This window comes from Olsenella sp. oral taxon 809 str. F0356 (genome assembly GCF_000233535.1).
In the GTDB taxonomy this organism is placed as follows: Bacteria; Actinomycetota; Coriobacteriia; order Coriobacteriales; family Atopobiaceae; genus Olsenella_I; species Olsenella_I phocaeensis.
Window position 1 is genome coordinate 431336 of the sequence record NZ_JH376563.1, and the last position, 14955, is coordinate 446290.

General features: G+C 63.2%; 6 protein-coding genes and 3 rRNA genes. All 9 read right to left on the reverse strand.

The window, feature by feature from the left end; all coding sequences use genetic code 11:
- Positions 1-46 precede the first annotated feature (46 nt).
- Complete coding sequence (locus HMPREF1008_RS01930; protein ID WP_009278168.1) at positions 47-925, reverse strand: YitT family protein; 879 nt, start codon at positions 923-925, stop codon at positions 47-49.
- Positions 922-2037, reverse strand: a complete 1116-nt coding sequence (gene prfB, locus HMPREF1008_RS01935) for a peptide chain release factor 2 (RefSeq protein WP_009278169.1) — start codon at positions 2035-2037, stop codon at positions 922-924. The genes HMPREF1008_RS01930 and prfB overlap by 4 nt, the downstream gene beginning before the upstream one ends.
- Positions 2038-4770 carry a preprotein translocase subunit SecA gene (secA, locus tag HMPREF1008_RS01940; protein ID WP_009278170.1) on the reverse strand — a complete coding sequence of 911 codons (2733 nt, stop codon included), beginning with the start codon at positions 4768-4770 and terminating at the stop codon, positions 2038-2040. It lies immediately after the preceding gene.
- Between the two features lie 150 nt (positions 4771-4920).
- A complete protein-coding gene (locus tag HMPREF1008_RS01945) occupies positions 4921-6435 on the reverse strand; it encodes a hypothetical protein (RefSeq protein ID WP_156797582.1) in 1515 nt (504 codons plus the stop codon).
- A gap of 630 nt (positions 6436-7065) precedes the next feature.
- Positions 7066-7905 (reverse strand): hypothetical protein, encoded by an 840-nt coding sequence (locus tag HMPREF1008_RS01950; protein WP_156797583.1) that lies wholly within the window; start codon positions 7903-7905, stop codon positions 7066-7068.
- 351 nt (positions 7906-8256) lie between these two features.
- A 5S ribosomal RNA gene (gene rrf, locus HMPREF1008_RS01955) occupies positions 8257-8372 on the reverse strand.
- Positions 8373-8482: 110 nt separating this feature from the next.
- Positions 8483-11416, reverse strand: a 23S ribosomal RNA gene (locus HMPREF1008_RS01960).
- A 247-nt stretch (positions 11417-11663) separates the two neighbouring features.
- Positions 11664-13178: ribosomal RNA gene (locus HMPREF1008_RS01965) — 16S ribosomal RNA — on the reverse strand.
- The 16S, 23S and 5S rRNA genes sit together here, the layout of an rRNA operon.
- A gap of 369 nt (positions 13179-13547) precedes the next feature.
- Positions 13548-14951 carry a hypothetical protein gene (locus HMPREF1008_RS01970; RefSeq protein WP_009278173.1) on the reverse strand — a complete coding sequence of 468 codons (1404 nt, stop codon included), beginning with the start codon at positions 14949-14951 and terminating at the stop codon, positions 13548-13550.
- Between the last annotated feature and the right edge of the window lie 4 nt (positions 14952-14955).

A 14955-nucleotide genomic window follows, 5' to 3' on the forward strand; every position in this document is an offset into this window, starting at 1 on the left:
CACTAACACCTCATGCAACCCCTCGCCCGAGAGGTGAAGGGCCCAGCTACTCCCTGAGGCTCCCAAACCCCTCGCCAAAGGCCTCGTGCACCTCGGAGACGAAGACGATCGCCTCGGGATCGATGGAGGCGACGATCTCCTTCAGTCGCATGGTCTCGGTACGGCCAAGCACGCACATGAGGACGGGGCGGTCGTTGCCGCTCCACACGCCACGTGCCTGCAGCTCGGTGCAGCCGCGACCCATGGAGTAGAGAATCTCGTTCGCGATCTTCCCGTGCAGGTCGGAGATGATGTACGCGACGCGGGCCATGTTGGGACCGTCCACCACCACGTCCACCAACCTGCCGCCAATGTACATGGCCACGCCCGCATAGAGCGCGTTCCTGATGGAGAATACGGGGGCCGACGCGAGCACGATGGCACCGTCCACGATCACTATGAGCGTGCCCAGGGGCATGCCCGTCCTCCTGGCGATGAGCTGGGCGATGATGTCCGTTCCACCCGTGTTGCCCCCCGAGAGGAACACGATCCCCACGCCGACGCCCACGAGAACTCCGCCCCAGATTGCCGAAAGCAGGAGCTCCCCCTCCGCGAGCACGGGCAGGAGCGGCGCCAGGAGGTCGGTGAAGAAGCCCGAGACCAACATTCCGGCGACGCTCTGCGCCACGTAGCCCTTGTCCTTCGTGGTGAGGTAGACGTATCCAAGGAGCAGCGCGTTCATCACGATGGTCTGGATGCCCACGGGCAGATGGAAGCCGACCTTGGCGGCGAGGGCCGAGGTGATGGTGGCGAGGCCCGTGAGCCCACCTGCGGCGAGGCCGTTGGGGACCTCGAAGCAGTCGATGCCGACGGCATAGACGAGGGAGCCCAGCACTATCAGCCAGGACTTCCGGAAGACGGACCTCCAGGGCGGCAGCGCGCTCATCGCCCCTCTCCCCCGCCAACGGACCAGCGGTGGTAGCCCACGACGAACTTGTCCAGGTCCCCGTCCGAGAGGACGGAGTCCACGTTGCCCGTCTCGACCCCCGTACGCAGGTCCTTGACCAGCTGATAGGGATACAGGACGTAGCTCCTGATCTGGTTGCCGAAGCCGATCTCACGCTTGGGGCCCCTCAGCTCCTCCAGCTCAGCATCCCGCTTCGCCTTCTCCAGCTCGTAGAGACGGCTGCGCAGGATGTTCATGGCGAAGGCCTTGTTCTGGAGCTGGCTGCGCTCGTTCTGGCAGGTCACCACGGTACCGGTGGGAAGGTGCGTGATGCGCACCGCGGAGTCGGTCGTGTTCACGCCCTGGCCGCCGTGCCCAGAGGCGTGGTAGACGTCAATGCGCAGGTCGTTGGGGTCTATGTCAACCTGGACGTCCTCGGGCAGGACGGGGAGCACCTCGACGCCGGCAAAGGTGGTCTGACGGCGCTTCTTGACGTCAGTGGGAGAGATGCGCACGAGACGATGGACGCCCTGCTCGGCGCGAAGCATCCCATAGGCATTGGTTCCGGAGACCGTGAAGGTCGCACGGTCGAGGCCGATGACCTCCGCGTCGCTGACGTCGTTGAGCGTGACCTTCCATCCCCTGCGACCGCAGTACGCGAGGTACATGCGGAAGAGCATCCCGCACCAGTCCTGGGCCTCGAGTCCGCCCTGGCCAGGTGTCACCGTGACGATGGCGTCGCCATGGTCGAGCTCGTCAGTGAACCAGCTCGAGAGCTCGAGCTCGGACAGGTCGGCCTCGAGGGAGTCCCTGAGGCTCGCGGCCTCCTCGAACAGCTCGTCCTCGCCGGTCTCTTCGCCCAGCTCGAAGGCGGCGAGCACGTCGTCGAGGCGCTCGCGGGCGCCTGCCATGCGGTCGATGTCGCCACGCAGCCGCGTGAGGCGCGTCATGGTGCCGCTCGCCCCATCCGCGTCGTCCCAGAACCCGGGCTCCGCGCTCCTCTTTTGGAGCTCGTCGGCCTCGGCCCGCTTCTGATCGAGGTGGAGGTAGCCCTCCACCTCGTCAAGCCTGGCGGAGAGCCCCTCTATGTCGGCACGCGTAAGGTCCGCCATCTAGCGGTTCCTACCATGGCAGTTCTTGAACTTCTTGCCGCTGCCGCAGGGGCAGGGGTCGTTACGGCCCACGCCCACGTACGGGTCGGGGTCATCCTCCTTGCGGTAGGTGCCGGGCTTTGTAGCCGCCGGAGTCGCACCATGCCTGCCGTCGGAGGCACGGGCGGCAACGACGCTGCCGCTGCGGTCGCCGTCGACCTCGGCGGGACCCGAGAAGCTTGCCCCACGAAGGCCGTCGTCCTCGCGGGGCTCGGGCGCATGCGCGAGCTCGATGCGCAGGATGGTGCGCAGGAAGTCCTCGTACATGGTGTTCACGAGCTCGGTGAAGGCAGCGTAGGCCTCGGTCTTGTACTCCACCAGAGGGTCTCGCTGGCCAAAGCCACGCAGGCCGATACCGGTCTTGAGGTAGTCCATCTCCTGCAGGTAGGCCATCCAGCGCGTGTCGATGACGCGCAGCATCACCTGGGCGGAGAGCTCCTGCATGATGGCGTCCGACAGGCGCTCGGACTTCTGGGCATAGCATCCCGAGACGTAGTCGCACACGGCCTCGAGGACGTCCGCCCGCTCCATGTCCTCGTCGAGCTCGGGAAGGTCACTCCTCCCCGTAAGCCCCGCAACCCACTTGAGAAGCCCCTCGAAGTCCCAGTCGCTGGCGTTGATGTCCTCCGAGCAGTACAGGTCGACGTTGTGCTCCACGGTGTCCCGCAGCACCTCGGCGATATGGCCCACGAGGTCCTTGCCGTCGAGGATCTTGTTCCTCTCCTCATAGATGACCTGGCGCTGCTTGTTCATGACGTCGTCGTAGTCGAGGACGTTCTTACGCATCGAGAAGTTGATCTCCTCGACCTTGCGCTGTGCGCTCTCGACCGCCTTGGTGACCATCTTCGACTCGATGGGCATGTCGGCAGGCATGTCATACTTGGCCATCAGGGCCGCGACGTGGTCCATGCGGTCACCGCCGAAGAGGCGCATGAGGTCATCGTCAAGCGAGAGGTAGAACACGGTCTCGCCGGGATCTCCCTGACGGCCCGAACGTCCTCGCAGCTGGTTGTCGATGCGTCGGCTCTCGTGCCGCTCGGTGCCGATGACGCAGAGTCCGCCGGCCGCGACGACGTGCTCGCGCTCGGTGGCGCAAATCTTCCTCGCGCGCTCGAGGGCGTCGGCACGCTGCTCCTCGGTGACCTCCTCATCGGGCACGCCCTCTTGGGCGAGGAGGTCCTCGGCGAGTGCGGTGGGGTTGCCTCCCAGGAGGATGTCCGTTCCTCGTCCGGCCATGTTCGTGGCGATGGTCACGGCTCCCTCTCGGCCAGCCTGGGCCACGATCTGCGCCTCGCGCTCGTGATACTTGGCGTTGAGCACCTCGTGTCTGATGCCGCGCTTGTCCAAGATGCGGGATAGACGCTCGGAGCTCTCGATGGAAACCGTGCCGACCAGGCAGGGCTGGCCCTTTGCATGGCGTTGTGCCACGTCCTCGGCAACCGCCCTGAACTTGGCGTCGATGGTCTGGTAGACAAGGTCGTTGCCATCCACGCGAATGACGGGCTTGTTGGGCGGTATGGCCTGGACCGGCAGCTTGTAGATCTCGCGGAACTCCGCATCCTCCGTCATGGCGGTGCCCGTCATGCCCGAGAGCTTGTCATAGAGACGGAAGTAGTTCTGCAGGGTGATGGTTGCGAGGGTCTGGTTCTCCTCGCGGATCAGCACCCCCTCCTTCGCCTCGATCGCCTGGTGCAGGCCCTCCGAGTAGCGCCTGCCCTCCATGATGCGGCCGGTGAACTCGTCGACGATCTTGACCTCGCCATCGACCACGACGTACTGCTGGTCGCGATGGAACATGTACTGCGCCTTGAGCGCCTGCTGCAGGTGGTTTACCAGCTGGCCGCTCATGTCGCCATAGATGTCGTCCACGCCCAGGGCGGCCTCGACCTTCCTGAGTCCGCCTTCGGTGGTCGCGATGGTGTGCTTCGCCTCGTCCATCTCGAAGTCGACGTCCTGGACGAGCCCTCGCACGGCGCGCGCGAAGTCCTTGTAGGTGCTGGCCGACTTCGTTCCGGCACCAGAGATGATGAGCGGCGTGCGCGCCTCGTCAATCAGGATGGAGTCGACCTCGTCGACGATGGCGAAGTGGTGTCCCCGCTGCACGCGCATGCCGGGGCGGGTGACCATGTTGTCGCGCAGGTAGTCGAAGCCAAACTCCGAGTTGGTGCCATAAGTCACGTCCGCCTCGTAGGCAGGCTTCTTCAGGTCGAGCTTCATGCCGTTCTGTAGCAGGCCGACCTTCATGCCCAGGAAGCGATAGATCTGCCCCATCCACTCGCTGTCGCGCTTGGCAAGGTAGTCGTTGACCGTGACAACGTGGACGCCCTCGCCCGAGATTGCGTTGAGATAGCCCGCCAATGTCGAAACGAGCGTCTTGCCCTCGCCTGTCTTCATCTCGGCGATCATCCCGCGATGCAGGGCGATGCCGCCGATGACCTGGACATCGAAGTGGCGAAGCCCCAGGGTTCGCCCGGAGGCCTCTCTCACCGTGGCAAAGGCCTCGGGTAGCAGGTCGTCCAAGCTCTCGCCGTTGGCGTAACGCTCCCTGAAGAGCACGGTCTGACCTGCAAGCTCCTCGTCTGACAACGCGGAGACTTCTGCCTCCCTGTCATTGACCTCTCGGGCGATCTTCTCGAATTCCCTGAGCTGCTTGTCGGCGCCTCGGGAAAGGAGGCGCGAGAAAAGGTTGGGCATGGCGCTCCTTTTCGTGCGTGGAACCTTAGTTCCAAGGAAGAGTCTTCAGCTCTTTAACTTTATCAATAGCATCCGTCACGCCCGTGCCCGTTGCGCCCTCTCACCAAAACGGCACCGCACTGACAGTACAACCGCAAGGCGTCGCAACTCTCATTTGTCAGGCTGGCGGTCCCCTTCTGTCTCGTCGTCGCCCCGCGATTCGAGCGCCTCGCGGAAGATCCTGTCAAACGTCGATGCGGCTTCGGCCGCTGCCCCTCCCCTGCGGCCAGAGCGGGCGTACTCGTCCCACATCTCCCGAATCTCCTCGAAGCGACCCATCATCGCCAGCGCCTTGACAAGGGCCTCCGTGGCGTCCTCGCTGCGCCCGCCCTCCTGGATTGCCGACCTGGCAAAGAGGGAGGACATGTAGGGCCTCCCCTCCCTGAGCGCCGCGGAGGCGGCGCTCACCATGGCGTCGCTATACGTCCTCCGCAGCTTTCTGGCCTGCCGCCCGTATGCCCCGGTGACGTCAGGCACCGCCCCGACGACCGCCCCGCCCCCGTAGAGCCTGCGCGCCCGCGCCGCGTGGACCAGGAGGAAGCGATCGCTGCCCTCCTGTTCGAATACGCCGTCGAGCTCCGCCCTCAACTCGTCTATGTCAACCGAGACGAGCTCCTCGTTGAGCTCCAGGCTCCCGTTCGTCCTATTGCTGACGAGAGGGTCCATCCCATCGTGCCGACCGCCCAGGATCGACCTGAGCGTAGACACGCACTCGTAGAGCTTTTGCATGCCACGAACGTAATCCCGGTCTCCCCAAATCGCCTCGAGGGCCTCGTGCTTTCGAAGCCTATGGCCCCTTGCCATGGCGAGGAGACAGAGGAGCTCACCCGCATGCCTCCTGCCCAGCCGGGAGATGGGCACGGCAATCCCGTCCACGCTCACGGTGAGCCCACCCAGCAGCCTCACGCTCGCCCTGCGCGCGGGAGGTCGATAGTACCCCGCGGCGTCGAGGGCGATCTCCCCTTCCAGATTATCGCCCCTGCATCGCTCGTCCACGCAAACGGGAGGGGTTGGAATGGCCTCGAGTGCGCGACTCCAGCTGTCGGGAAGGCTCAGGCGCAAGGCCGCGGACGCAGGGCCACAGCGCGTCGCGACCAAGCCTAACGCCCACAACAGCTCGCGCGGGAAGCTCTTTGACGAGAGGCCGCGCATGCTCCCGACGCGCACGCGCTCGCCATGACTCGCCTTCACCAGCATCACCCCAAGCTGGTCAAGCGGCGTCAGGTCCACGATCTTTCGCTGGACTGGCGGCTTTTCGCCCATCGCTATGCGCGCGGCGAGCAGAACCAACCGGGCTGCCGAGGCGAGGTATTTCGAATTCGCGGCATCAGCAAGCTCGATTGCGCGCGTGGCACGCACGTGCGCCCTCGAGCAAGAGTCGGCCCCCAGGTCTCCCACGGCGCCAGAGACGAGCAACGCTGCCTCAACGAGCAGGTCCCCGTACTCTCCAGCCCGGGCGATGGCGAGCTCGAGCCCCTCTATGGACTCCCTTCTGCCCATGAGGATGCTGGCGGAGGACTCCAGCGCCTTGCGATAGATCGACAGCCTCTTAGGCGAGCAGCGCTCGATGACTTCCCGGGCCCCAACGAGCTCCCCTTCCTCCTCTGCGGTGGCAGCCTCGCCCATGAGACATCTTAGAAATGAGAAGTCGAGGCACGCCAGGGCAGACGGCAAATCCTTCGGGCTTCTTCTCCTTGGCTCGTCGAGCAGCAGCGCGAATGCAGAGGTCAGCTCTCCTCCCGCGCAAAGTCCGAGTACCGTCGCATGGAGGCGCAGGAGACGTGACCACTCGCCATCGTCCGTGCTTTTCGCACAGAGGGGGCGTGACGCCCTGCCAGAGAGCACGTCCCTAACGTTTCCCAGCAAGCTCACGTACCTTGTCGCGGGACCATACCCCTGCGCCAGCTCGGTACGCGCGTAGCCCATCGCGAGTCTTCCCCGCGCATACTCCGACGTGGTGCCCGATAGCTCCAGCATTGCCTGACGAGTCACCACTGCGGGCATGCAAAGGTCCTGCCCTATGGAAGCGCCGGCATTTTGAAGGCCCTCGCATTCGGCCAAGCGGCCTGACAGGATATACCCCACTCCATACGACGCCGCCAGGGCAAGGGCATCCTCGTCCACGCAGAGCCGAGCGAGCATGGCGGAACGCACGTATTCACCTCTGCGCGCAAGCAATTCCGCGCAGCGCTTACAGAGTTCGGACGCGATGGCCCCATACTCCCCTAGCACGGAAGCAAGCCCAGGGAAAACCTCCTAGTCATCCGCTCCGACAACAGAGAATCCGTCGACCACAAAGTCGATTCCCAGTGCAGGGGCGCACTCATGCATCCAAAGGAGGGTCTCGCCATCAGGTCGCAGCCCCAGTTCACCAAGGTCGTCAAAGCTGCCTCTACCAAGGAGGATCATCGCAAGACGAAGCATAAGATCCTCGTCGGACAGGCTCGATCGCAAGTGTGAGATGATCAGGCGCTTGAGCGCGTCAAGATATCTAACGGATGAGAATCGCCCCTCCAGCAGACCTCCAGACACAAGAGCGGCACAAAGGGAGGGCACACCATGCGACAGGTGCAACGCCTGGTCCTCGTCGGGGAATTCGCTAAAGTCGCGGATGCAAAGATCCTGGCCAGTGAACCTGATGGCGTCATCCAAGCTCTCGAACAAGACCGCCGAATCAGGGCTGATGGTCATCGCCACCAGCGCTCCGGCACCTAGCATCTTGCGTATGGCACGGAGCTCGCGATTCACGTCCGACTCGTCTCCGGGAGGCACGCCCTCAAGGAGCACGGCCACTCGTTTGCCGGCCTTGCGGGAGGCAACGACCTCGCGGGCAATGCGAACGATTCTCCCCGGCGCCGAACTGGCGTCCTCTGGCACGAAAAGCGAGTATTTGACGCAAGAGCCCGCGCGGGTCTCAATGGACAGAATTGACTTGAGAAGTCTCGTCTTTCCCATTCCGCACTCAGAACAAAACACGACGCAACGAGCCTCGTCGTCACTGCGTCGTCTGCATGAGCGCAGTAAGTCCTTACGCAGAAAGGAATCCCAAATCGCATCCTGAGAAGAACTGGCTGGCAGCATCTTGTCATTCACCACGAACTCACTCCCTAGGAACACGGTACAGCGAATTTTGCGCACCTTCTATATATGGCTTATTAGCAGGATAAATAAAAGGCAGAGTGCGTGTCGCATGGCAAACGGTAGGTTTATGATTGATTTATTTAAGATGCATAATGCAATTTCAAATTATTTTAAACATTCAAGCTATTAAGCATGAGACCTACGCGACGTTTAGCATAATTAGGCGAACGGCAGATATGCCAAAAAAATGGTTGATAAAGGTGCCAGAGTCGCAAAACACTGCCTCCCCGCGCGGGCCGGGGCCCCGGAAACGCGAGGAGGGGGAGGCCCCCCGGGACCTCCCCCTCCTGTCGAATGCCCGTCGCTGGTCGGCGGCGTCCTGCTCTCCCACGGGCTTGCCCCGCAGTACCATCGGCGCTCGGGGGCTTAACTTCCGGGTTCGGAATGGGACCGGGTGTGCCTCCCCTGCCATGGCCGCCGACCAGCGTCGGGCGTTCGATCCCCGGGACGGCCGAGCCGTGCCCTGGGGGCCGCACAGCGCGCCAAGACGCCTCCCTCACCATGAAGTCCGCACCGATCCGGCCCATGTGGGGAAAAGAAGAGCTCGGCCGATTAGTACCGCTCGCCTGAGCGCCTCGCGGCGCTTGCAGCTGCGGCCTATCAACCTCGTGGTCTACGAGGGGCCTTACCGAAAGGAGAACTCATCTCGGGACTGGCTTCCCGCTTAGATGCTTTCAGCGGTTATCCAGACCGGACTCAGCTACCGGGCAGTGCCATTGGTTGACAACCCGTTCACCGGAGGTCCGTCCACCCCGGTCCTCTCGTACTAGGGGCAGCCTCCCTCAGTTCTCCTACGCCCACGGAGGATAGGGACCGAACTGTCTCACGACGTTCTGAACCCAGCTCGCGTACCGCTTTAAATGGCGAACGGCCATACCCTTGGGACCTGCTCCAGCCCCAGGATGCGATGAGCCGACATCGAGGTGCCAAACCTTCCCGTCGATGTGGACTCTTGGGGAAGATCAGCCTGTTATCCCCGGAGTACCTTTTATCCGTTGAGCGACGGCCATTCCACTCTGAGCCGCCGGATCACTAGAACCTGGTTTCCCACCTGCTCGGCTTGTGGGCCTCGCAGTCAAGCCTGCTTATGCTCTTGCACTCAAGGGGGTGGTTGCCGACCACCCTGAGCAGACCTTACGTGCGCCTCCGTTACGTTTTAGGAGGCGACCGCCCCAGTCAAACTACCCACCTGACACGGTCCCCCTCCCGGATCACGGCGAGGGGTTAGGATGCCAGAACGCCGAGGGTGGTATTCCAAGGGCGACTCCCCCGGGACTGGCGTCCCGGGTTCAAGGTCTCCCACCTATCCTCTACACGACGAACCGGCAGCCAATGTCAAGCTGCAGTAAAGGTTCACGGGGTCTTTCCGTCCTTCCGCGGGTAAGTCGCATCTTCACGACTAGTGCAATTTCACCGGGTCCATGGTTGAGACAGCGCCCAAATCGTTACGCCTTTCGTGCAGGTCGGAACTTACCCGACAAGGAATTTCGCTACCTTAGGACCGTTATAGTTACGGCCGCCGTTTACCGGGGCTTGGATTCGCCGCTTCGCTCGCGCTGACGGCTCCTCGTGACCTTCCGGCACCGGGCAGGCGTCAGACCCTATACGTCGTCTTACGACTTCAGCAGAGTCCTGTGTTTTTGATAAACAGTCGTTTGGGCCTCTTCACTGTGGCCGCCTCCGGCTCGGGGAGCAAGTCCCTCCACCGGCGGCGGCACCCCTTCTCCCGAAGTTACGGGGCGGTTTTGCCGAGTTCCTTAACCATGGTTCTCCCGATCGCCTTGGTATGTTCTACCCACCCACCTGTGTCGGTTTGCGGTACGGGCTCCTGGCGGCTCCCTAGGGGTTTTTCTCGGAAGCGTGGGCTCACTCACTTCGCCTCGAGGCTTCGTCCCGCACCTCGGCCCTCGCGGGGGGCGCGTTTCACAACCCCCCGGCCTACGTGCGATCACGGGGACGTCCAGAACCCCGCTGAGCTACCCTTCTTCGTCACCCCGTCGGTGATAGCGCCGCGTCGGAGGTGCAGGAATGTCGACCTGCTGTGCATCGGCTACGCCTTCCGGCCTCGCCTTAGCTCCCGACTGACCCTGGGAGGATTAGCCTTGCCCAGGAAACCTTGGGTTTACGGCGGGGGCGTTTTCCACGCCCCTCTCGTTACTCATGCCAGCATTCTCACTTCCGGCCGGTCCACCGCGGGTCGTCCCGCGGCTTCGCCCCAGACGGAAAGCTCCCCTACCACCGATTGAATCGGTCCGCCGCTTCGGTACCATGCTTAGCCCCGTATATTGTCGGCGCATGTCCACTCGACCAGTGAGCTATTACGCACTCTTTAAATGAATGGCTGCTTCTAAGCCAACATCCTGGTTGTCTGAGCAAACGCACATCCTTTGCCACTCAGCATGGATTTCGGGACCTTAGCGGGCGGTCTGGGCTGTTTCCCTTTCGAACACACGGCTTAGCCCACATGTTCTGACTCCCGGACTCTGGACCTGCGGCATTCGGAGTTTGGTTGGTCTTGGTAGGCGGTGAGGCCCCCGCAACCATCCAGTGCTCTACCTCCGCAGGTAAACGTCCGAGGCTAGCCCTAAAGCTATTTCGGGGAGAACGAGATATCTCCAGGTTTGATAGGCCTTTCACTCCTATCCACGGGTCATCCCCCCAGTTTTCAACCTAGGTGGGTTCGGCCCTCCACGGGGTCTTACCCCCGCTTCAGCCTGCCCATGGATAGCTCACCTGGCTTCGCGTCTACGGCGCGCGACTGAACGCCCTGTTCAGACTCGCTCTCGCTGCGGCTCGCTTCCCAGCTTAACCTCGCCGCACGCCGTAACTCGCTGGCTCATTCTACAAAAGGCACGCCGTCACACCCCGAGGGGTGCTCCGACTGCTTGTAGGCACACGGTTTCAGGTACTATTTCACTCCCCTCCCGGGGTGCTTTTCACCTTTCCCTCACGGTACTCGTCCACTATCGGTCACAGGAGAGTATTTAGGCTTGGAGGGTGGTCCCCCCTGCTTCCCACCGGGTTTCACGTGTCCGGCAGTACTCAGGATCCACTCGGCAGCCGCGGCGGGTTCGCGTACGGGGCTCTAACCCTGTTCCGCCGGCCTTCCCAGGCCGTTCCGCTCCCGCGGCGGTTTCTTACTGCGCTGTGAGTGGCCCTACAACCCCGGCGGCGCTTGCGCGGCCGCCGGTTTGGCCTATGTCCCCGTTCGCTCGCCACTACTGGGGGAATCTCGTTTGATTTCTCTTCCTCCGGGTACTTAGATGTTTCAGTTCCCCGGGTTGCCTCCGCCGCGCCTATGTGTTCAGCGCGGGGCGCTGGGGTATGGCCCCCAGCGGGTTCGCCCATTCGGAGATCCACGGGTCGAGCGGGTATGTGCCCCTAACCGTGGCTTATCGCAGCTTGTCGCGTCCTTCGTCGGCTTCCTGTGCCAAGGCATCCACCGTGTGCCCTTACCATCTTCTCTTCGAGATGGTCCGGTGCAAACATACACTCGCCGGCGCAGGCGCCGGCGCGATCAGATGCGTCCTTCTTGATGAAGAAGAATCTAAATTAGTCTTGGTCACGCTATGCGGCTCTCAAGGTACGGCGAGGGCGAGCCCTCGAGACCGGACACTGCGCGCCCCGGGGGGCGCGGCGAAAGGCATGAGCGGGACTGGCGGGTCCGTCCGTCTGTGTGAGGCATGTCTCTCTGTGGAGGTCGTTCTCCCTAGAAAGGAGGTGATCCAGCCGCACCTTCCGGTACGGCTACCTTGTTACGACTTCACCCCCCTTACCCTCCACACCTTCGGCGCCTCCCCCCCTCGCGGGTTGGGCCGACGACTTCGGGTGCAGACGACTCGGGTGGTGTGACGGGCGGTGTGTACAAGGCCCGGGAACGCATTCACCGCGGCGTGCTGATCCGCGATTACTAGCAACTCCGACTTCGTGGAGGCGGGTTGCAGCCTCCAGTCCGAACTGGGGCCGGCTTTGGGGATTCGCTCCCGCTCGCGCGGTGGCAGCCCATTGTGCCGGCCATTGTAGCACGTGTGCAGCCCAGGACATAAGGGGCATGATGACTTGACGTCGTCCCCACCTTCCTCCGGCTTGACGCCGGCGGTCTCGCATGGGTGCCCGGCCGGACCGCTGGCAACATGCGACGAGGGTTGCGCTCGTTGCGGGACTTAACCCAACATCTCACGACACGAGCTGACGACAGCCATGCACCACCTGTCTAGGCTCCTCTCGGCCACGGCGTCTCCGCCGCTTCACCTAGATGTCAAGCCCTGGTAAGGTTCTTCGCGTTGCTTCGAATTAAGCCACATGCTCCGCTGCTTGTGCGGGCCCCCGTCAATTCCTTTGAGTTTTAGCCTTGCGGCCGTACTCCCCAGGCGGGACACTTAATGCGTTGGCTGCGGCACGGAGGGATCGTCCCCCCACACCTAGTGTCCATCGTTTACGGCTAGGACTACCAGGGTATCTAATCCTGTTCGCTCCCCTAGCTTTCGCGCCTCAGCGTCAGTCGTGGCCCAGAAGGCCGCCTTCGCCACCGGTGTTCTTCCCAATATCTGCGCATTCCACCGCTACACTGGGAATTCCGCCTTCCCCTACCAGACTCAAGCCCGCCGGTATCGGGAGCGGACGGGGGTTGAGCCCCCGGATTTAACTCCCGACCTAACAGGCCGCCTACGCGCGCTTTACGCCCAATGAATCCGGATAACGCTCGCCCCCTACGTATTACCGCGGCTGCTGGCACGTAGTTAGCCGGGGCTTCTTCTGCAGGTACCGTCACCTTGCGGCCTCGTCCCTGCTGAAAGCGGTTTACGACCCGAAGGCCTTCGTCCCGCACGCGGCGTCGCTGCATCAGGCTTTCGCCCATTGTGCAAGATTCCCCACTGCTGCCTCCCGTAGGAGTCTGGGCCGTGTCTCAGTCCCAATCTGGCCGGTCGGTCTCTCAACCCGGCTACCCATCATCGCCTTGGTGGGCCGTTGCCCCGCCAACTAGCTAACAGGCCGCGGGCCCATCCCTCGCCGTCTGGGCTTTCCCGCGCGCCCCATGCGGGGTGCGCGGAGTATCCGGTATTAACCACGGTTTCCCGAGGCTGTCCCGGTGCGAGGGGCAGGTTGCCCACGTGTTACTCAGCCGTTCGCCACTTTATACACGCCCGAAGGCGTCTTAACCGTTCGACTTGCATGTGTTAGGCGCGCCGCCAGCGTTCATCCTGAGCCAGGATCGAACTCTCGGTTCGAGTCACCCCCGGGTCTCCCCGGGGAAGATTCAATGGAAGAGGTCCGGACCCGGCCGAATCCCGCTGATCTGGATTCGCTTGGTATCGAATTGACGTTCGAGAACTTCATTTCGAACTTCGCTCATTCGCTGTCTTTCGTCGATCTTTCGATCGCAGTATCCGGTTTTCAAGGTTCGCCGCCGTGGGCCTCGGCCCGCGGCGCGGGAATTAACTATACGCATCCGGGAGGGCCTCGGGGGCGCGGCGGCGGCCCTCCACCAATCCCACACATCCCCCTCCCCGCGCGGGCCGGGGCCCCGGAAACGCGAGGAGGGGGAGGCCCCCCGGGACCTCCCCCTCCTGTCGAATGCCCGTCGCTGGTCGGCGGCGTCATTCCATCGAGTGCATGCCCCTTCTCGCAATCTCGCATGCCGCATCGATCAGCTCGTCCCGGCGGACGACGTCACTCGCCTCGGCGCAGATGCGAACCACCGAGCTCGACCTTGAGGGGCGAATCGAGAGCCAGGAGTCGTCGGCGAACGCCAGCTTCAGCCCGTCTGCGTGGCTGACCTCGCGAGGCACCTCGCCACAGACCACGTGTGGATTGAGTCCTGGCAGGACATTCCTGAACGATTGGACCGCCGCAGGCTCGAGCCGCAGGTCCTTCCTTCGGTAGTCCATATGGCCGATCTTCTCCACTTGCTCGTTTACCAAGGCCCTGATGCCAACCTTGCGCGTTGCAACCATCTCTATGAGATAGAGCGCGGCAAGCAGGCCATCCCTGCCCGGAAAGAAGTAGGGGAACGCCATTCCCCCATACTCCTCCACGCCAAGAAGCACGTCGCCCTCGCGCGCTTCCTCGTAGATTCGCTGGAAGCCGACCGGAACCAAGGTGAAGGGACATCCGAGCCGACGCGCCTGCCGCTCAAGCCGCTCGGAACAGGAAAGGGTTCCCACAACACGACCTTGCCGGCCCCTGTCGTGCACGAGGTGCTCGAGCACGAGCGGAACCATGTGATGAGGCGAAACCAGCCTGCCCTCCGCGTCGACAATCGCGCAGCGACTACAGTCACCATTGAGCACTATTCCCAGGTCCGCCTCCGAATCGACGACCGCAGCCTCGCAATCGTCGACCCATGGCTCGCAGGCACGGGGATGGATTCCGCCAATCGTCTCGGACTCCTCCGCGTGAATCTCTCTCACGTCGCAGCCCAGCGAGTGGAGCAGGCCGGAAAGAACCCCTCGGCCTGGACCGTACATGGGGTCGACCACCACCTTGAGACGCGAGCTCAAGACCTTGCCCTGGTCGATGCGAGACCGAAGGGCGAGGAGATAGGCCTCTGTGAAGTCGCCGCTCGTCGTCTTGCCCAAGTCGAAGGCGGGCATGGACGTGACGAGCGCGTCGGCCTCCTCCACGAACGTCTGCGCAAGGGGGCCACCGTCCGCGCCCCGCGCGAGTATGCCACCGTACTCGCAGGAGGTCTCGCTCCCCGTGACCATGACCGCGCCGACGCAGCCTTTCCTACGCGCCGCCTCCCATGAAAGCGCGGGCAGGGGGCAGGGGGCGTCTGACACAACCGTGTTGAGTCCGAACGAAGCCAGGACGCCACCTGCAAGGCGGGCGAACTCGGGCGAATCCCTGCGCGAGTCATAGCCCACGAGGACCGTCGCCGCGGGAGAGGCGCTCGCCCAAAAGAGGCCGAGCCCTCCCACGAGACGGGCTACGCCCGTCTCGTCAAACCCCTCGTCATATCTGGCCAACCAGCCATTGGGACCCAGATGCACCTGCCGCATGTGG